Consider the following 18460-nt stretch of genomic DNA (forward strand, 5'->3'; position numbering starts at 1 on the left):
GCTCTTATTCCTAATAATAGATTTTCAAAATCATTGGTTTCGGTTCCCGGTCAATAATCGGCATCAATTCTTCGAAATACTTTTCCGATAACATGGCACATCCCAAACTGTTGCAAATAGGGTAATGTTGTTCCTCATCCGGAACACAGCTGTACCGGTGAAGTACGATTGCCCTTACGGCTGCTTTATCATTTGATTTTTCCAAACCTGCCAGTTTATACGATTTTCCAAAACTTCCCTGGTAAGAATGACCGATCTTATACAACCCCAAAGAAGTCATATAAGAATTGGGAATATTGCTGAACTGCAGGGAATCTGTACCTGCTATTTCGGATCCGGAGCCATGTGCACATAATCCCTTTGAAATAATTTTATTCGTTTTCAGATCTATCACAAACAGGCGGAAATACTTCGATGGAATTTTCATATCCACCAGGATGGCTTTCTGATTCGAGTAGATTCCTCCTTTGCTTTTAATATAGGTTTTAACTGCGGCGATTTGCTGCGGCAATACGCTCAAAAGACGAGTAGAATCATAATCGGATTCAGGCATGGCCCCGGAAGATTCTTCCCTGGTTAGGTCACTTACCTGCGCCTGATTATAAGTACAGGCACAAACCGTTAAAAGAAAGGCAATCAAATAATACAGTCGGTTCATTTTCAGTTTTAATTCTAACGCCAAAAAAATAATTCCGGTACAAAATAAGAAGAACTTTATTAAACTCCCATTTAAATTTTACTGTCCGGTAGACTCCCCTATACCCCACATCGAATCACTTTTCCAAATTACTTCCGCACTGACGTTTGTCGTAATTTAGTCTTCAAAAGCTACGCTGTCCCAAATTACTTCCGCACTGACGTTTGTCGTAATTTAGTCTTCAAAAGCTACGCTTTTTCTTATATTTACTGGAAAATAGCTTCTTATGAAGAAAGGAACCATTGCAATTATTGTCGGAATTATTGTCGGAGGGCTTTTTGTTGCTCTGGGCGAAAGCATGTCTACTTACATTTTCCCCCTGGAAAAACCGATCCCTGCCGATCCGGCATTGCTGAGCGACTATATTGAAAACGATGTCCCGCTCGGCTCAAAAATGGTGGTCGTGCTGAATTGGATCGTTGCTGCTTTTGTTGCCGCACTTGCCAGCACGTTTATTTCCGGGAGGACCTCTCCCAAGCCCATGTTAGCTTCTGTCGGTGTTTTGAACGTTCTTACACTCATCAACTTATTCATTATCCACCATCCGAAATGGATGTGGATTACTTGCCTGGTTACGTTTATTCCTGTTGGATACATTGCTTATTTCCTAATTCGAAAAAAGAACACCGATGAAACCACGTGACGAACGAATAACACAATACATCTCAAAATCTGCCGATTTTGCTCAGCCCATCTTACGGGAGCTGAGAGAAATAGTCCACGATTTTTGTCCGGATGTGGAAGAAGCCATGAAATGGAGCATGCCGTTTTTTACGTACCGGGGGAAAATCCTGTGTAATATGGCATCCTTTAAAAACCATTGTTCTTTTGGTTTCTGGTTGCAGTCCGAAATGCATGATCCGCACGGAATATTCAAACGCGACAAGGAAGGTGGAATGGGAAGCTTGGGAAAAATAGCCTCTTCAGCAGATTTGCCAAAAACAGAACATTTGGGTGCTTATATCCTGGAAGCAATGACGCTGATTGAACAGGGAACCATTCCGCGTGAATTAAACCCGAAAATAAAAAAACCGGTGGGAGAAATTCCTGCTGAATTGATCGTACTGCTTGAATCGGAGCCTAAAGCGAAAGCGGTTTTTGAATCCTTTCCTCCATCTCATCAAAGAGAGTACATCAACTGGATAACAGAGGCAAAACGGGAAGAAACCAAACAGCGCAGATTACAGCAAACCCTGGAAAATCTCTTGGAAGGGAAGTCAAAAGACTGGAAATACATGCGTTAACCGATTTTCGCCCACCATTGACCGATTTTGACTATTTAACTCCTGATTAGTCTTATACCTTTGCTTTATAAATCTTTCAGATTATGGAAACAGATAACATCCGCACGGAAATAGAACACGAAATCTTAAAAGCACAAAAAGGACATCGTCGCGGAAAAATTGCAGGTGGATTAGCCATTGTTTTCTTTGGAGTAGTTTACTTATTGAAACAACTGGGATACCACATTCCTTCTTACTTACTTAGCTGGCAGATGATCCTCATTGTCATCGGGATCGTGGTGCTGATCAAACACAAGTTCAGTAAATTTCACGGTTACCTGATGATCATCGTCGGTAAATTCTTTCTTTGGGCGGAATGGTACCCGAAATTGATCAATGTCAAAATCATTCTCCCGATTGTAATCATTTTGGTGGGGCTTGCCATTGTCTTCTTTTCGAATAAAAAATTCGGAAAACACCACAGAAGAAAACAGCGTTTTTCCCGTGAAAACTGGAAGGAAATTCACGAAGCACAACAACGTGGTTTCAGCTATTATAAGTACAATGAAGATGATTTCATCGACAGTGTCAGCTTTTTCGGAGGGATTACAAAAACGATCGTCAGCAAGACTTTTAAAGGAGCAGACATTGTTTCTTTCTTCGGCGGAACAGACATCAACCTTTCGCAAGCCGATTTCCAGGGCCGCATCGTCATTGACGTAACCAACATATTCGGAGGCACCACCTTAACGATCCCAAACAATTGGGAAGTTATTTCGGAGGTAGCCAGCATTTTTGGAGCATTTGAGGACAAGCGCCCACAATACCAGCGAGAAGCCGGTGAAGAAAGTAAAGTGATTATTCTTAGAGGGACCTGCATGTTCGGGGGAATTGAAGTAAACAGTTTCAGTAAATAACACGGAATGTTTTTAAAGACAAGTACAAGAGTGCAATTGCTTTTCATCGTTTGGACGGTGATTGCAAGTCTTGTATTTTTCTGTGTCCTTTTAATCAATCACTATCCGATAGATATTGTATGGAAGGATACTCTTTTTTCCGGACTCCTGATCTCCGTCATTTCACAGATCATTTATTTCATCCAAACGTATTATCACGCGAAAAGACCAGTTAATTTTTCCAACTTCGGTTTAGTTTTGGTTTTAACCGCATTTTACCAGCTATCCATTAACAGTGCATTTCAACTGGTCTTGGGTGATGAACGGTGGAGAGAATACATTCTTCCCTTTGAAGGCGCCCGGGCCTTCATCGTATTTTTTATCCTCATTTCGGTGAGTTTGTATTGGTGGATCAATAAGAATCAGCAGATCCAGTCACAGGTCCAGCAGCAACTGATTGAACAGGAACGCGCATTGACAAAGGCTGAACTAGACAATATCCATCAGCAATTACAACCACATTTTTTATTCAACAGTTTGAATTCCATCGGTGCATTGACTGAGATAAATCCAAAAGAAGCTAACCGGATGATTCTCCTGTTAAGTGACTTTTTGAGAGGAACGCTGCGCAAAGACATCCAAACCCTCATCCCTATTGCAGAAGAAATCGAACAGGTAAAACGCTACCTGGAAATTGAAAAAATCCGTTTCGGACACCGTTTAAAAACGGAATTCGACATCGATGAAGGCTGTATGAAAACCCTTGTTCCTCCACTTTTGCTGCAACCGGTTATTGAGAACGCAATCAAATTCGGTCTATACGGATCAACAGACGAAGTAACAATCTATGTGGGCGTACAACTCCAGGAAAATGGCTTGTTGATCGAAGTAAGAAATCCGTTTGATTCGGATTTTACACAGTATAAGACCGGAAAAGGTTTCGGATTGACAAGTATTAAACGCAGATTGATGCTGCTTTTTAATCAATACGACCTGTTAACCACAGAAAAAAAAGATAAACTATTCATTACCAAAATCTTAATCCCGAAATGATTAAAGCATTTATTGTAGACGACGAACCTTTAGCCAGAGAGGTTGTTAAAAAACATTTACAAAAGTATTCGGACATTGTCCTGGCAGGAGAAGCAAACGATGGGTTTGAAGCATTGAAACTCATTCCCGAAGTGAAACCCGACTTGTTGTTTTTGGATATTCAAATGCCCAAAATCAATGGTTTCGAATTATTGGAATTACTGACTGAAAATCCATCCGTGATTTTCACGACTGCTTTTGACGAATTTGCCTTAAAGGCATTCGAAGTCAATGCATTGGACTATTTACTAAAACCTTTTTCAGAAGAACGCTTTGATTCCGCAGTCAATAAAAAAAGGAATTCCGAATTACAGAACGATCAGAAAAAAGATATTCCACTTCAAATCATCCATGAACAAAACCGGATTGTTGTGAAAGACGGAACAGAAATCAAAATCATTCCGATCAATGAAGTCGATTACATAGAGGCCTATGACGACTATGTAAAGATCTATCAGGGAAAAAAATACATCCTGAAAAAACAAACAATGAATCATTTTGAACAAGTCCTTCCAAAAGATCAGTTTATTCGCATTCATCGTTCCTACATTTTAAATGTCAATCAATTGACCAAAATTGAATCTTACGAAAAAAACAGCTATGTTGCCATTTTAAAGAGCGGAACAAGCATCCCGATCTCCCGTTCTTCCTACAGTGATTTGAAGTCCCGGTTAGGTTTGTAATAAGTTAGTTTTGTGTGTTTTTTTGGTCTAATTACCGTTACAGTAACAGATAACAACGGCTGCCAGGGAACAAGCCCTTCCGTGAATGTTACTTCCGTTGCCCAAATTGTAACCAATTCCACTGTTTCGATTTGCCAGGGACAGAGTGCCGTTATTCACGGCATTTCCCAATCAACTGCAGGAGTTTACAGTCAGACTTTCCAGTCATCCGGAGGTTGCGACAGTATTTCAAATGTGACATTGGTTGTAAATCCGGGTCCCAATCCGGTTATTACAGGAAATCTTTGGTATTGTGAAGGAAATCAAGCTACACTTGATGCAGGAGGTCCGTATGCAAGTTACTTCTGGAGTATCGGCGGGAATCAGCAAACGATCCAAACAACCAGTTCGGCTCCTATTACAGTCACTGTAACTGATGCAAATGGTTGTTCAGCGACCAGTGCGGCGGTGAATCTGATCGCTCCTCCGCTCGCAGTTGTTGATGCTACCCCTTCAACAGGAACTGCACCATTGGCAGTAAACTTAACGAACGGAAGTCAGAATGCGACTGTCTATCATTGGTATTTCGGAAACGGAACGGATTTGACAACAGCGAGTATTAACAGTCAATCCCAGACATATGACAGTACCGGACAGTACACCGTCATACTAGTTGCTTCATCCCAATTTGGTTGTTCTGATACCGCTTATGTCACCATTGTGGTGGTGGAACCGAACCAACCAATGATTATTGATTTCCCGAATATTTTCACACCGAACGGCGATCACAACAACGATTTCTTTGAATTTGCAAGTTCTAATGTAGCCTCACTAGAAGTGATTGTGACCAATCGTTGGGGGAATTTAATGTTCAAATCCACGGATATCCATTTTCAATGGGACGGTACCATGCCGAATGGAGAACAAGCTTCTGAGGGAGTTTACTTTTACCAGTATAAAGTAACCGGCATACTTGGTGAGTACCTGGAAGGACAAAAATTCGTGCATTTGGTCAAATAATAATTCATTCCAATAGATCAAAATAAAAGTAGGGGCGGATAATTATCTGCCCCTATTTTTTGGTTTCTAAAAAGGTTTGTAAACTCAATTTTGATTAAAAAATAATCAAAAATATTATCCGTTAAAACACTAATAAAACTGGGTATTTTTGAAAAAAGATTATTTTTTAATCAATTTTTATTCAAAAAAATTTGGCAGATCGAAATAAATTTTTTATCTTTGTAAGGTAGCAAGTTCAGAAAAGGACTTATTGCACAAACAACCTTAATTATTAACCATTATAAATCGAATCGTGAAACGAATTATCATCCTTTCCGTTGGTACGGCGACTCCAAAAGTTATCAAAGCAATTTCCGAAGCTTTTGAAATCAACCAGGAGTTATTATTCAAAATTCTTTACAATGCGCCTGCTGTCTTTTTGGACAATGCAGAAGAAGCGCTGGCAGAAAAAGCATCTACTATTTTAACAGAACTCGGGCTGGAAGTTTTGATACAAAGTACAGATGAAGAAGTACCTCTGCCTACAGAATCCCTGGATCTTTCCGTACACATCAATGATCCGGTGAAACTAAGCACCGTTAACAAACAGCTGTCTGAATTTCTGGGCTGCAATGAAAGTGAATCTCTGCAACTTTTGCTCAATGAACCAAGTGTGGTTTTGGGCGGAGTATCTATGGCCACCGCAGAGAGCTTGCAAAAACGCATAGATGCTGAAGTGATTGCAAGTAACCCGAAGATGGATTTGTACACCATTGAATTCACCGCAGAATCAGAAAGCGACCGCTTAAAGTTAATTAACCTCATCGCAAACCAGGAAATCACCATTCCTAAAGGAGAAACAAAATGGGTTCGCAACTTAACCTACGAACAAATGAACCAGTTTCTCACACGCCACCGATCAAAGCATGAGGTTAAGATCTACAATCAGAGTTATGCCAGGTTTCGTATTCTCCTGGAGAACTTTGACCTGACGAACACTTCCCAAACCGAATTTTTGGTAAACGAAATCGGCATGCCGGTGGAAGTGCTCGCAGAAATCCACACCAATCTACCTGTTTTACTGGATGAATCTGTCAACTACGGAATACTTCAGGAAAAATTAGCCTGGTATAAACAGGCCGGTTTAACCTGTTCCGAAGAACAGATCCCATTCGGAAAGTACGTCATCTCAGTAAGTAACATTACCGATTCTGGAAAAGCACGGGAAATCCTGAGCAAATTTTACAAAGATGTCAATTTAGACAAACTCACTGATGTCTGGAAAGCCCCAATGCCCCTCGGTGGTACTGTGAGCAGACTACTTGAAAAACAGCTGGAAACTATTGGGTGTGAAATTGAATACGAATACTAACCACTATGAACGAACACAAACCAAACCTCCATCTCCAAATCGCTGAAAACGGAAAAGTACTCGCTTTAAGAGGAGATCACAAAGAAGCATTACGCCATTATAAAGAGGCCATGCGCATGTGTCAAACAGCCGATAACTCAGAAGTTTTCCTGCAGCATTACAGTTTGTGTGCCATGGAATCCCTGGAAATGATGGAGGCACACGAAGAAATCATCACTTTTTGCGAAAAAAGCATCGATTTCCTGACACCTAAAAAGGCCGAACGAACAGACGATTGGTTCAGGAAAAACCTCGCATCCCTCTGGGAACGGAAAGGAATCCAGTGCATCTACCTGGATGATAAAGAAGAGGCGATAGAAGCTTTGGATTCTGCACTCAAGGAGGCAAAAAACTTGTCTATGCCCTTGAGTACGGAATTACTAAACTGGCTTCGAAGAGGCTATGCAATTACTCACCAAAAAGTGCGTGATTTACAAATCAAACATCACTACTTTACTGTTCGTAAGGAGAATGTCAACGAAAAAATAGCAGTGCAACTGCCGGAAATGATCAATCCGTTCTAACAACGTTTTTTACGAGATACAGGTAGCCTTATTTGTGCGCACAAATAATTATCCGCCTGAAACCCATCACCAAAAATGAACGGGACAAACCGGTTACACCCTCATTTGACGGATGCTGCCTGTATTTCGTAAGAAACATTAAAAAACAATTAATTTATGAGTGATTTAACCAAATTCAGTGAAGGAGCTTCCATTCTGCAGCAGGTTGATGTCAGCGACATCTTTACAAACCTTGCGATGGGAATTGCGGAAGCTCAACAGAAACTAGATGACAATTCGATAGCACAGGCTATTAAATTGGCAGAAACTAACATCGACGGTGAATCCTTGTTGTCTTTAGGATTTGCTCCTGTCTTTTACGCATTCCAGTATGCAGACATCAGTGCCAGTATCAGTTTGAGAATGGGCCTGAAAGAAGCTCTGGAATTCGGATTCGGAATCGATGTCCAATTGGCCAACCAAAAAGGGTACTCTGCTTCTAACCGCGATTTTTTAAGTTCAAACAGCTATTCCGAAACTTCGGAAGAATACAAATCTGTGAGACAACTAAACTTTCGTGCAAAGGAAAAAAAGGCGATCAAGATCAACAACAAATTTGTCAGCCAAAGCGAGTTTCTTGATTCGAAAAGCCGCCTGGAGGATTTCAAACACAAGATCAAGACTGAAGCATCCGTTGACCAGGTCTATGAAGAAATCCAGTCCAGAAAACTTACCGAAAACAACAGTCTTGGAGTAGATGTTTGGATGGACGGAGGCTTTGTTCGAATTGAAAAAGGCTTGCATTTCGGAACTAATGGAGTTGGAATCTTGAAAATCAAAGATTTTTACACCGCAACTTCTATTGACGTGGACGGAGGTACACCGAACGGCTTTGCTTTGGCAACAGCTTTTTCAAGTACATTTTTGGAAGATGCCGTTACAGGATCAGGAGGAGCAACCGTTTATGCGATTACAAAAACAGGAAATTTGTATGCAAAGTACGGTCCCAACTGGGTAGAGGTTTCAAGCAACCTTTATTTCGGATACAACAGTGATGAGATTACTTACGGTAAAAACCTGAAGGACGGACCAAATGATTCGGCTGACCTTCTATACACTTATCCGGGGCCAATTGTAGCCAATCCTAATCAAAACCACGATCAGCACCCGTTAATTCACAGAGTGCTTCGTTTGATCCAAAGCCATGATTCAGATGCATCGATTACCATTACCGGAATGACAGATCCGAAAGGCGGAAACAATCCGAAGAACAGAAGTTTGGCGAAAAGACGTGCTGAAAAGCTGTGTGGTCATATCTTCGGATCTTCAGCTCCAGTCAATGTAGGAATTGGTGCGGTAACCAATGCAGCCGGTGCCAGCGATTTGCTTCTTCGTCAAGCTACAATCGAATTGAATGCCGATTACATGATCTTTATTGATGGTAACACGACCAAAGACGCAGCTCCTGAAAAAACAAGCAGTGGACCAAACAAATTTATCTATGCAGATGATAAAGGTATATCACCTACCAGTACTTTCATTACATTGGATGTTCAGTATGGTGACATTTCCTTAGTTTCAACCAATGCTTCTTTCAGCACAATTTTGAGTGAGGCTCAGGCACTAATGTCCAACCATTCACACGAAGAAACTGCTGAAGAACTTCACTACTCCCTGGACAACGAAGCAATTGTCAAATTGCATTTGCTTTCCAATGCGGCAGAGGAGATTTCCATTGAAGAGAATTCGGAAAGCGGCAGTGAAGGTAGTGAAAACCAAAGTTCTTACCTGTGGGCGAAAACCAAGAAAGAAAGTGCTGCAACAAGCGAAAGTTCAAGTAACAGTACACAAAGCAAATCATTTGCTTTCGGAGCCAACGTGGATTTCAGAATGTCCCGCCAGTTTGAAATGTCGATGGAAGGAAACTCTGCCATGTCAGCACGATTGGTTTCACTTCCTGCACCTGAAAACTTCCTGAACTACCTGAATACCAAATACGGAAGTCAGACTACGGAAGAATAGTATTCACCTATTAAATTCCTAGTACATGCCAGCAATTGAAACAATAACAAGCACGCTAACGAACTCCCCGCTTTCGTCTATGATCGAAAACATGGGACTTTCAATAGCAACAGCGCAAGCGGCGTTAGACAGCAATTCCATCGAAATGCTCAAGAAAATCGCTTCCAGCACCGTGGAAATCGGGGGAAATCAAATCAGCCTGTTAAACCTAGGTTTTGTTCCCAGTTTTTACGCTTTTACGGAAGCAAGCTTCGATGCAAAAATGGATTTTGCCATGTCAGAATCGACTGCTTTCGATGTGAATGGCGTGGTTTCAGTTGAAACACAGGTGGTTTCGACTACCGTCAGTGCAGGTTACGCACGTAAATTTGATCAATCCGCTTCGGCTTCTTCGAGTATTGCGGCCCGCATGGTTTCACTGCCTCCACCCGAAAACCTCGTTACACTTCTGAAAAATTTAAGCTCAGAAGGAAACACAACAACGTAATCTTTTAATCAACAAAAACAACAAAGTATGTTTGAAAACACCAAACCACGCATTGGTCAGGAACTTCTTGACGTGCCTATGGGCGACATGATTCGCCAAATGGCTTTTGCAATCGCAGAAGCACAAATTGTTCTGGATCAGAACTCTATCGATGTAGCCGAAATGATGGGCGGTTTAACAACCGTTACGGATGAAGAAGGAAATGTTACTTTCCACGACAGCCGGGTATATTTCGGAACCGAAGATGTATCAAGAGCCGAGGCTATTGCACGACACAATAGCACAGTAAACATCCAGCAAAAAGCTGAAATCAGAACATTGTTGGATACAGGCTACTCACCAGCAATGGTTTCTGTTCCAGTAGGCGGTTTCACTCCTGGATCCACGAAACTTTTAACAACTGAATACATTGATTTCCAAGGATTTTATTATGTAGGTAACGGAACCGGAGCTCTTGATGCCCCAGCAAGCCAGGTATCTTATGGAGATTTGAAAATTGCTTCAACAAATACAACAACAGATTCTACGACTATCTTAAAACTTCCACGCAGAATTTCCATGTTGGAATGTGGTTTCACCCCGACATTCTATCAATTTGTTGATACGATCATTGAAGTGAAAATTTCCATCCGCTATACGCAGGAAGGATCTACCAACAGCGCTGTAAATAACAATTTACGATCAAGTGCGGCACGAATTGGCTTTGGATTAGGAAGAATCAAATTCGGACGATCCGTTCAAACCACACAGGTGAACGCCAGCTATGCTCAGAAGTACAGCTACTCTGCTGAAGGATCGAGTTTGCTTCGCACCAAATTGGTACCGATTCCTGCCCCTGCAGTTCTGGAACAGCGTATCCAGCGATTGATGGAGGAAGAGTTTAACAACACAACGCCACCGCAAACGCCGGCATAATTAACCCCGGGCAGCTGTCAAACCGGCAGCTGCTCTATTAACCCTTAATCAATAAGCTTATGATAAATGTTGGAAGAGAGTTATTAAATGCTCCGTTTCCTGAATTAGTTCGCACGCTTGGTGTAGGGATTGCCGAGGCTCAATATGCTCTCGATCGTGTTTCTATCAAGATCGCGCAATTAATGGCGGGATTTAAACTAAATGATGAAGGAAACCTGGAACGGGATGAAAATTCCCTGATCAAACTCAGGGAAAATGATCCCGGAGTGAGTTTGCTTGCTCTCGGTTTCACACCTACATTTTACCAGTTCGTAGAAACATACATTGAACTCAAATTGGCTATTTCCATGAAAAAAGAAGAAGAAGTTAGCGCTGAATCTTCTGTCGGAGGCGTTGCCTGGTCACCGTTTGGTGTAATTGCGGCCTCTGTGAACGCAAGTTATTCACAGAAGTACCAATACGAAGCAAGCGGGAGCTCCGAAATGCGCACCAAACTCGTAACGGTTCCCGCTCCGGCCATGTTTGAAAGCCGTTTGAAACAATTGATGGACGAAAAACAAATCGAGACCATTCAGTCAGAAATGCCTGAAGAGGAAAATGAAATTTAATACCAACCTATTCTAAAACAAGATTATGACAAAAAGCTGGAAAAAACTCGTCAAAACCACAGATTTTGATTCCAACACAGCAAGCGAAAACTCTTTTAGTAATATCCAATTAACGCTGGACGAACTTGCAGCGCAAAACCAGGAATTGGACCATTTGTTGAAGGAACGCCAGTCTTTGGAAAATGAGATGGGCAATTTGCTTCAATCGAATAATCCTGTAGAAGAAAATCCTCGGTTCACCGGCACTATCGAATCGTTTAAAAGTAAACGCGAGAAAGAAAAAAAAAGAGCCGCTCAGAAGAAAAAACTCGAAGAGCGGCTCTTAAAAAAAAGCAAAGAACTGGAGAAATGGGAAGAAAATCAGGCCCGCCTGAAAGAAAAACTTGCCCTTCAAAGGAAATCTTTGTCTAAAAAAGAAACCGAACAAGATCCTTCAACCAGCCTAAAAGCACCGAAATCAACAAAAAACAGTTCTGAAAAACGTTGGTTTGATACCAATACTATCCGGAAAAAGAAAGATGTAATAGAAAGAGTGAAAAAAGTGCCAACCGAACAAATAAAGAAGGTAAAACAGATCCCAGAAAAAATCAGGGAATTGAAACCCTCTTTCGATCTGTTCGGACAGAAGGATCTTGTGAAGTTTCAAAAGAAACTGGATCAGGAGAAAAAAACTGCAGTAATTCCTACTCAGGTTCGCAAGATAAAAGATGATTGGGACGAAAAACGTGAGGCCGCGAAAGCAAAACTGAAAGAAAAGATCCACCTGAAAAAACTGGAAGAAAAACTGGAAGAAACCAAACGGTTTGGTCAGTCTGTGAAAGCAGCTGTCAATGACTCAATCGGATCACTCGAATCTAAAGACCCTCAAATTAAGGAAATGACCGACAAACTCAAAAAAGAATTGTCTATGGATGATCGTCAAAATAACCTTTCTGAAAATGCTTCTGCCAAAAAAGCAGAGCAAAAAGAAGCGGAACAAAAAGATACGGAACGCAGAGAAAAACTGAAAGAACGATTTCTATCCAGAAAAAAGGCCGAACAAAAAGAAGAAAAACGGTCAAGTAGAAAAAAAGAACGCAAAAACGAAAAATACATTTAAAATGAGTTCAACAACAACCACCACCAATTCGCTGGCCCTGCATGAAATAGTTCTCAGCATCGCGGACAGTTTGAATGAAGCGCAGGAAACCTTGCGCAGTGTGCCTCAATATGATGAATACGGCAGGCCAAACACCTTATATCAGCTTCCTTACCTGGATTTCAACCTGGAAGTGATCTCGCAATTCGAAACATCCCAGACAGGCGGAAATACCGCCGGTGGAAATGCCATTCGCTTCATCCCGTTTCGAAGCACAGAGACAACAACAAAGAACCAGGGCATTGTTACCAGCAATATTTCCGGACGATTTGTCGCGGTTATGCCCAATGAAGGATTGCCTCAAATTTCCCTGAACGGAATAGTTAAACTGGTTGAAGCCAACAGCGATTATGTCCTGTATTCGATCGCTGTCCAGGCACTTCAACCAAACGGAGAATGGGTTATCGGCCAACGAATTGAGATCAACTTCGACGAAGCCACCTCACTGGACCTCAACTCCAAAATTCCTGTCATAGTACCCAGCTTCATCGGTTCAAAAGATGGCTTTACCAGACCGGACGACGGATGTGTTTATGTACAGGTTAAACTGAAAACCTCTGATTATGACGCAGGAAGGACCTTCGTCTTTAAAGCCAATAGTGGAACACAATTTATGTCAATCGCAATTAGTAAACCATGATAGATTTCAATTATTTTATTTTAAAGCTGAAGCTTTATACCGGGACAAATGATTTAGCCGAGAATTTTGCGGCGAGTATTCAATACTACAGTTTCGTGGATTCAGATTGGATCACCGTTTTCGGAGGTAATACCAAGAGTGGTTTTTTGGTTGTCAACCAGGAAGTCAGAGATGCCAATTCAACTCAGGCGCTCTTTTACGATTTGATAGCACAGGAAAAACTTCCTCCGATGCGTATTATACCTGACGCACCACTCTCTCCTGATATTACCAAACAGCCCGTTATCGGAAGTTCCTTTACATTCAACCTGGAACCAGTAGACGGAATGATCGCTTTCGAAATCGATTTCGGTACCTTGTATATGATCCCGAATGAATTAATCCTCGATTCAAGCAGCGCATTCGCAGATATCCTGCCTGTTGCCAATTATTTCCCTGTAACCGTTACAATACCTGAACCAGCGGTACCACCGATTCCAATCCAGGATTTGTATACGAATCTCGTCTCTGAAATTGCAGCAGCAAGCCAAACATCAAGTGAGTCCCCATTTAAACTATCCAATATTTCAGTGAAACTGAAAGCATTGGTCCATGGAGACGGCGAGTCATTAAGCGCTTCCTTGCTGAACCTTGAAAATTCCGAAAATGTGAATGGAGAAGCAATCAGTGAATTGTTCTTTGACATCACTCCTGTTCATAATCGGGAAAACTTAAGTATCAGTATGCCGGACGTGATGGGCTTAACCGAAACTGCGGTCAGAAGAATTCTGAAAAAAGCCGGCTTACGTTTGAACCCGGTTTACCAGAAAAAAGAGAGCGTTGTGAACGGCGACTCGTTCAAGCAATCCCCGCTTAAAGGAATCAGCGTTCAACCAAATCAATTAGTAACCGTAATTTTTAGTAAACATGAGTGATACAAATAACCCCATTCAATTATTCAGTGAACTGCTGGGTAGCCCGTTGGGCGAATTAATCAGTTCAGTTGGCCAGGGAGTCGGCGATGCACAGGCAGCTCTTGATCAGGGAGCACTTCAGCAAACATTGGACATCTATGATTTCAGCAAAGACAGTGAACGTTCCAATGAGGAATTAAACCTCATAAACCTGATTCGGGAAATGGGATACCAACCCACCTTTTACACCATTCCCGAAACAGAAGTGGAAGCACAAATTTCCCTGTCGCTGGACCTGAAATCCGAGCAGTCTGCTCCGACTTCCGGCTATACACTTTCCAAGTATAAAATCAATGCCACCCCGCTAAACGCAGGAAATATGAACCGGTATGGCCTACAAGCCAATGCAATGGCCAAACTGAAGTTTAAAATCGTTCCTGTTCCACCTCCGCAAGGCAGCGGAGAGCTTCGTCTTATTCCGGATTTCAATGGAAAATCCTGGGACGAAACAACGAAAGCATTGATTGAAAATCTGGGCTTCATCTACGAATTAAGAGATGACTCGAACAACGAAGTGATAGCGGACGAAGAAACAGTTTTGAATCTTCCTATCTCTGGCCAAAGTCCGGCTTACGGAACAGTGTCCAGGATCGGAAACCTGATTGTTCTTCAGATCACCACCACTGAGATCTAATCTTCAGGAGAAATTCAGGATACGAGAAGATCCCGTATCCTGAATTTTAATCAGTCATTACAATTATTAACCTATTCCCAACCACCACATGCACAAGCTCAATATTACGACTACTATTTTCGATCAAGTGGCGGAAATAAACAGTCAAAAAGAATACTGGTATGTTCGTACCGACGGAGGAGAGCATTATACCGATTTTGTTCAAAATGGATACATCGGAATTAATTGGAATTTCATTTCTGCTTCTGATATCCGGGAAGAAAACCTGCAATATCTCCGAAAATCAATCATCACCAACAGTTATAAATACAGAAAAGTTCCCTACGATAAATTAGGAGCCGGAGAAAAATCGTCGGTAACCAAAACCATCAACAAACTATTTACCTTTCAAAACCTGAAGAAAGGTGATGTGGTGCTCATTCCCTCTGAAGAAGCGGATCGTTTCAGTATCGGTGAAATTGCAGACGACGAAATCTATACTGTTTCCGAAAAAGAGACATCAACCGGTGTATTTCTTAAAAGACGAAAAGTAAACTGGCTGAAAACTTCCATTCAACACCCTTATTACAATTCCCTGTTTTACTTATTAAAACATTCACACACCATTGTCTCCATTAAAAAATATGCCGATTTCATTGATTCCATCATGGAAGAATTGTACATCAAGGACGGTGATTGTTTTTTATCCCTGAGAATCAACAAAGAATCGGAAATCAGCTTGAAAGACCTGAAGGATTTATTTGACAATTACCTGGGACTTATCTCGAAAGTAAACAACGATTTCAATTTCGGAGAACAAATCGATACGACCACTGTGAAACTGAGTTTAAATTCTCCGGGATTCATCAATATCAAATTACCCGTTGGAAAATCTCTGATCGTAACCAGTTTGATCGTTTCTATGTTTCTGAACGGTTGTTCCAATGAAGAAATCAGCATGAAAATCAATCGCGAGAACATTCCGACAGAGTACATTCCATACATGGATTCCATCCAAAACATCCGGAAAAACCTGGAAGTGGAGAACGACTCGATTTTTAACCGTTTAACAAATCAGGACCATGGAAACAGCAAGTAGTTTTTTAGCATCGGGAGACAACGTCTTCAAATTCCTGTTGACCATGTGTATCGGAACCATTCTGTTCAACATCGTGTACCCGACTGATAAGATCCGGGAGCTTGAAATTCGGAGAAGCGAACTGAATTACAAACTGGACATCATAAACAATGACTCCAGGAAACTTTTTGAAGAGGTGAAAAAGCTAAAACGGATAGAAGATAACCTGGCGGATAAAGCAGTCTCCTATCCGGCCGGTTTCATGAAAAAAGTGGAATCATTCGATTTGAAATACGAGTTGCTCACAAAGAAAGATTATGAGATCAAACACCTGCGAAAACTGATTGCCATTTCCGAAGACGAACTGGAGTTCTATTCCGGTTTCCGGTTCTGGAGTTATTATCCTTCCATGGTGATCGGGTTATTGTCTTTGATCTTTTGGATTAAGTTTTATGTGAAGAGCCTGGAAAAAGAAGAACATTAGACATGGTAAAGTAAAGTCCATCGCGGAACTCAATACGGATGTCATTCTAAACTCAGACGACATTATAACGGTTAGCTTTTTAACTTCTTCACAATATTCGTTGTGCTGAATCCTTCAACGAGGGCAACAGTTTTTACTTCACCGCCTTTTGCAAGGATCGTCTCTCTTCCAACGATGTACTTTTTACTGGAAGGATCCGACTCATCGGCATCGTAATCAGCACCTTTTACCAGCACATCCGGTTCCAGGAATTCAATAAGGGAAACCGGTGTATCTTCATCAAAAAACACCACTCCGTCAACAAATGCCAAAGCTGCCAGGATCAATGCCCTGGAAGATTCCGGATTAATCGGGCGTTCTTCCCCTTTGCCCTGTCGTTTCACGGAAGCATCGGTATTGATGGCGATGATTAATTTCGATCCGAAATCAGCCGCTTTTGCCAGGTAAGTGACATGGCCTTCGTGTAAAATATCGAAACAGCCATTGGTAAAAACTACTTTTTCACCGGATTGTTTCCATTCCCGGATCCAATGTTTCATTTCTTCCGGAGAAGTTACTTTATGCTTGATTTGCTCGAATTTCCCCATCTTTCGAATAGTTTTTTGGTAAGAGAAAAAGGGACAATATTCCCAAAAGAATAATCAGTAATGTCTGGGAAGCCCAAATGATCATTCCCAAAGCCCAGCCCAAACCTCTGGCCTGAACACCGTATTGGTCTTTGAGGTAATATTCGATCACCAGTCCAACTACCAACGGAAAAATTCCCATACCACCGTTAGTCAGTGTAATTCCCAAAGAGCCGGCTAAAAATGCCAATAACATCCCGGTTGGCGGAACTTTTGATGTTTCGTCCAGTGCAAAAAAGCAAATCCCAAAATAAACAATGTAAAGAATCCAGATAAATAGTGTGTGACCGATAAATCCGACCGGATTCTTTGTATTAAAGACGGATAACGCTCCTGCAAACAACCCTCTGATAAAACCGATAACCTTTAAACGGATGGATCTCATAAAGAACACCAGGCAAAAACCCGCTAAAACAATTCCGGCAACAATCCATTTGATCAATTGAAAGTTGGAAGCAGATTCCGGGTCTCCGGAAAACTTCGCTTCGATGAGGTCTTTTATTTTCCAAAAGTCACCCGCTCCGACAATAGAAGCAATCAGCGCAACGGAAAATAACAAGATGAGGTCAAAAACGCGTTCTGCCAGAATAGTCCCGAAAGATTTGGAGAAAGGAACTCCATCCGAACGATAAAGCATAGCAGCCCTGGAAGCTTCACCGGCCCTTGGAATCGTCAGGTTTACAATGTACCCGATCATAATGGCATGGTAGCGATTCCAAAGGGAAGTCTTGTATCCCATTGGCTCCAATAAATACTTCCAGCGATAAGCACGTGAAAGCAAGGCAAAAAAACTTAGCAACAAGGATAGGAAAACCCAAAAATAGTTGGCTTCGCGAAGTGCTTTGTAGAAAGCATCTTTCACAGCCGATTCCATTGAGTGAAAAAAGTACCAGATCAGATAAACGCCTAATGCCAGTGGAAGAACTGTTTTTAGAAGAATACCTGCTGTTTTTTTCATCAGACTATCAAATTAGTCAATTCATTCGGAAAAACCAAAGACGGTTTGAATGATCGGGCTTCTTCGGGAGTCATATATCCATAACCGATCACGATGATCATGTCTCCAACAGCTACTTTTCTTGCTGCCGGACCATTTAAACAAATGGTACCACTTCCTCTGTCGCCTTTTATAACATAAGTTTCCAAACGCTCGCCATTATTTATATTGACAACCTGAACACGTTCTCCTTCAACCAAATTGGATGCATCCATCAATGCTTCATCGATAGTAATGCTTCCGACGTAATTTAGTTCTGCCTGAGTTACGCGTACGCGGTGAATTTTTGATTTGACTACTTGTATCAACATGTTTGTAAAAATCGAAATGCAAAGTTAATGTAAAATTGAGAATGTAAAATGAAGTCCCGATAATTATCGGGATGAAAAGTTAACACCGTTTACTCAAGGAAAATC

Annotated in this window: 22 protein-coding genes; 18 read left to right on the top strand and 4 right to left on the bottom strand. The window is 41.5% G+C overall.

The window, feature by feature from the left end:
- Positions 1-10: 10 nt before the first annotated feature.
- Positions 11-658, bottom strand: a complete 648-nt coding sequence (locus FO442_RS13735; protein ID WP_144333781.1) for a murein L,D-transpeptidase catalytic domain-containing protein — start codon at positions 656-658, stop codon at positions 11-13.
- A 265-nt stretch (positions 659-923) separates the two neighbouring features.
- Between FO442_RS13735 and FO442_RS13740 the strand changes: the two genes are divergently transcribed.
- The 18 genes from FO442_RS13740 to FO442_RS13825 all read left to right on the top strand — a co-directional run bounded on the left by FO442_RS13740 (position 924) and on the right by FO442_RS13825 (position 16421).
- Complete coding sequence (locus FO442_RS13740) at positions 924-1340, top strand: hypothetical protein (RefSeq protein ID WP_144333782.1); 417 nt, start codon at positions 924-926, stop codon at positions 1338-1340.
- A complete protein-coding gene (locus FO442_RS13745; RefSeq protein WP_144333783.1) occupies positions 1327-1941 on the top strand; it encodes a YdeI/OmpD-associated family protein in 615 nt (204 codons plus the stop codon). Before FO442_RS13740 ends, FO442_RS13745 begins: the two co-directional genes overlap by 14 nt.
- 83 nt (positions 1942-2024) lie before the next feature.
- On the top strand, positions 2025-2837 hold the full coding sequence (locus FO442_RS13750; protein ID WP_144333784.1) for a LiaF transmembrane domain-containing protein: 813 nt from the start codon (positions 2025-2027) through the stop codon (positions 2835-2837).
- Positions 2838-2843: 6 nt separating this feature from the next.
- The gene (locus FO442_RS13755; protein ID WP_144333785.1) at positions 2844-3869 is read left to right on the top strand and encodes a sensor histidine kinase; all 1026 of its coding nucleotides are present in this window, start codon (positions 2844-2846) and stop codon (positions 3867-3869) included.
- Entirely contained in the window at positions 3866-4591 is a 726-nt protein-coding gene (locus FO442_RS13760; protein ID WP_144333786.1) for a LytR/AlgR family response regulator transcription factor, read from the top strand. The genes FO442_RS13755 and FO442_RS13760 overlap by 4 nt, the downstream gene beginning before the upstream one ends.
- Before the next feature lie 12 nt (positions 4592-4603).
- Complete coding sequence (locus FO442_RS13765) at positions 4604-5590, top strand: T9SS type B sorting domain-containing protein (protein WP_144333787.1); 987 nt, start codon at positions 4604-4606, stop codon at positions 5588-5590.
- A 292-nt stretch (positions 5591-5882) separates the two neighbouring features.
- Entirely contained in the window at positions 5883-6941 is a 1059-nt protein-coding gene (locus tag FO442_RS13770) for a hypothetical protein (RefSeq protein WP_144333788.1), read from the top strand.
- Between the two features lie 5 nt (positions 6942-6946).
- Positions 6947-7504 (top strand): peptidylprolyl isomerase, encoded by a 558-nt coding sequence (locus tag FO442_RS13775; protein WP_144333789.1) that lies wholly within the window; start codon positions 6947-6949, stop codon positions 7502-7504.
- A 156-nt stretch (positions 7505-7660) separates the two neighbouring features.
- Complete coding sequence (locus tag FO442_RS13780; protein ID WP_144333790.1) at positions 7661-9505, top strand: hypothetical protein; 1845 nt, start codon at positions 7661-7663, stop codon at positions 9503-9505.
- Between the two features lie 25 nt (positions 9506-9530).
- Entirely contained in the window at positions 9531-9992 is a 462-nt protein-coding gene (locus tag FO442_RS13785; RefSeq protein ID WP_144333791.1) for a hypothetical protein, read from the top strand.
- A gap of 27 nt (positions 9993-10019) precedes the next feature.
- On the top strand, positions 10020-10907 hold the full coding sequence (locus tag FO442_RS13790) for a hypothetical protein (protein WP_144333792.1): 888 nt from the start codon (positions 10020-10022) through the stop codon (positions 10905-10907).
- A 59-nt stretch (positions 10908-10966) separates the two neighbouring features.
- On the top strand, positions 10967-11515 hold the full coding sequence (locus FO442_RS13795; RefSeq protein WP_222102003.1) for a hypothetical protein: 549 nt from the start codon (positions 10967-10969) through the stop codon (positions 11513-11515).
- Between the two features lie 25 nt (positions 11516-11540).
- Entirely contained in the window at positions 11541-12614 is a 1074-nt protein-coding gene (locus tag FO442_RS13800) for a hypothetical protein (protein WP_144333793.1), read from the top strand.
- Between the two features lies 1 nt (position 12615).
- A complete protein-coding gene (locus tag FO442_RS13805; RefSeq protein WP_144333794.1) occupies positions 12616-13293 on the top strand; it encodes a hypothetical protein in 678 nt (225 codons plus the stop codon).
- Positions 13290-14207 (top strand): PASTA domain-containing protein, encoded by a 918-nt coding sequence (locus tag FO442_RS13810; RefSeq protein ID WP_144333795.1) that lies wholly within the window; start codon positions 13290-13292, stop codon positions 14205-14207. The genes FO442_RS13805 and FO442_RS13810 overlap by 4 nt, the downstream gene beginning before the upstream one ends.
- Entirely contained in the window at positions 14200-14880 is a 681-nt protein-coding gene (locus tag FO442_RS13815; protein WP_144333796.1) for a PASTA domain-containing protein, read from the top strand. The genes FO442_RS13810 and FO442_RS13815 overlap by 8 nt, the downstream gene beginning before the upstream one ends.
- Before the next feature lie 88 nt (positions 14881-14968).
- Positions 14969-15958, top strand: a complete 990-nt coding sequence (locus FO442_RS13820) for a hypothetical protein (protein WP_144333797.1) — start codon at positions 14969-14971, stop codon at positions 15956-15958.
- Positions 15942-16421, top strand: coding sequence for a hypothetical protein (locus FO442_RS13825; RefSeq protein WP_144333798.1), 480 nt, complete (start codon positions 15942-15944; stop codon positions 16419-16421). Before FO442_RS13820 ends, FO442_RS13825 begins: the two co-directional genes overlap by 17 nt.
- 71 nt (positions 16422-16492) lie before the next feature.
- Here FO442_RS13825 and rfaE2 read toward each other — a convergent pair whose 3' ends face one another.
- The 3 genes from rfaE2 to panD are packed head-to-tail and all read right to left on the bottom strand — an operon-like array spanning position 16493 to position 18355.
- Complete coding sequence (gene rfaE2, locus FO442_RS13830; RefSeq protein ID WP_144333799.1) at positions 16493-17008, bottom strand: D-glycero-beta-D-manno-heptose 1-phosphate adenylyltransferase; 516 nt, start codon at positions 17006-17008, stop codon at positions 16493-16495.
- Positions 16980-18005: a lysylphosphatidylglycerol synthase transmembrane domain-containing protein gene (locus FO442_RS13835; RefSeq protein ID WP_144333800.1), complete on the bottom strand. Its 1026-nt coding sequence runs from the start codon at positions 18003-18005 to the stop codon at positions 16980-16982. The genes rfaE2 and FO442_RS13835 overlap by 29 nt, the downstream gene beginning before the upstream one ends.
- Positions 18005-18355, bottom strand: a complete 351-nt coding sequence (panD, locus tag FO442_RS13840) for an aspartate 1-decarboxylase (RefSeq protein WP_144333801.1) — start codon at positions 18353-18355, stop codon at positions 18005-18007. The genes FO442_RS13835 and panD overlap by 1 nt, the downstream gene beginning before the upstream one ends.
- Positions 18356-18460 lie beyond the last annotated feature (105 nt).

It is taken from the genome of Fluviicola chungangensis (assembly GCF_007558725.1).
GTDB lineage: Bacteria > Bacteroidota > Bacteroidia > Flavobacteriales_D > Crocinitomicaceae > Fluviicola > Fluviicola chungangensis.

What these genes read in the sequence shown, in the direction of transcription:
- FO442_RS13805 (WP_144333794.1), top strand. Translation starts at nt 12,616, where the DNA reads ATGAGTTCAACAACAACCACCACCAATTCGCTGGCCCTGCATGAAATA.
- FO442_RS13785 (WP_144333791.1), top strand. Translation starts at nt 9,531, where the DNA reads ATGCCAGCAATTGAAACAATAACAAGCACGCTAACGAACTCCCCGCTT.
- FO442_RS13760 (WP_144333786.1), top strand. Translation starts at nt 3,866, where the DNA reads ATGATTAAAGCATTTATTGTAGACGACGAACCTTTAGCCAGAGAGGTT.
- FO442_RS13755 (WP_144333785.1), top strand. Translation starts at nt 2,844, where the DNA reads ATGTTTTTAAAGACAAGTACAAGAGTGCAATTGCTTTTCATCGTTTGG.
- rfaE2 (WP_144333799.1), bottom strand. Translation starts at nt 17,008, where the DNA reads ATGGGGAAATTCGAGCAAATCAAGCATAAAGTAACTTCTCCGGAAGAA.
- FO442_RS13820 (WP_144333797.1), top strand. Translation starts at nt 14,969, where the DNA reads ATGCACAAGCTCAATATTACGACTACTATTTTCGATCAAGTGGCGGAA.
- FO442_RS13800 (WP_144333793.1), top strand. Translation starts at nt 11,541, where the DNA reads ATGACAAAAAGCTGGAAAAAACTCGTCAAAACCACAGATTTTGATTCC.
- FO442_RS13740 (WP_144333782.1), top strand. Translation starts at nt 924, where the DNA reads ATGAAGAAAGGAACCATTGCAATTATTGTCGGAATTATTGTCGGAGGG.
- FO442_RS13835 (WP_144333800.1), bottom strand. Translation starts at nt 18,005, where the DNA reads ATGAAAAAAACAGCAGGTATTCTTCTAAAAACAGTTCTTCCACTGGCA.
- FO442_RS13750 (WP_144333784.1), top strand. Translation starts at nt 2,025, where the DNA reads ATGGAAACAGATAACATCCGCACGGAAATAGAACACGAAATCTTAAAA.
- FO442_RS13790 (WP_144333792.1), top strand. Translation starts at nt 10,020, where the DNA reads ATGTTTGAAAACACCAAACCACGCATTGGTCAGGAACTTCTTGACGTG.
- FO442_RS13815 (WP_144333796.1), top strand. Translation starts at nt 14,200, where the DNA reads ATGAGTGATACAAATAACCCCATTCAATTATTCAGTGAACTGCTGGGT.
- FO442_RS13775 (WP_144333789.1), top strand. Translation starts at nt 6,947, where the DNA reads ATGAACGAACACAAACCAAACCTCCATCTCCAAATCGCTGAAAACGGA.
- FO442_RS13825 (WP_144333798.1), top strand. Translation starts at nt 15,942, where the DNA reads ATGGAAACAGCAAGTAGTTTTTTAGCATCGGGAGACAACGTCTTCAAA.
- FO442_RS13735 (WP_144333781.1), bottom strand. Translation starts at nt 658, where the DNA reads ATGAACCGACTGTATTATTTGATTGCCTTTCTTTTAACGGTTTGTGCC.
- FO442_RS13745 (WP_144333783.1), top strand. Translation starts at nt 1,327, where the DNA reads ATGAAACCACGTGACGAACGAATAACACAATACATCTCAAAATCTGCC.
- FO442_RS13810 (WP_144333795.1), top strand. Translation starts at nt 13,290, where the DNA reads ATGATAGATTTCAATTATTTTATTTTAAAGCTGAAGCTTTATACCGGG.
- panD (WP_144333801.1), bottom strand. Translation starts at nt 18,355, where the DNA reads ATGTTGATACAAGTAGTCAAATCAAAAATTCACCGCGTACGCGTAACT.
- FO442_RS13780 (WP_144333790.1), top strand. Translation starts at nt 7,661, where the DNA reads ATGAGTGATTTAACCAAATTCAGTGAAGGAGCTTCCATTCTGCAGCAG.
- FO442_RS13795 (WP_222102003.1), top strand. Translation starts at nt 10,967, where the DNA reads ATGATAAATGTTGGAAGAGAGTTATTAAATGCTCCGTTTCCTGAATTA.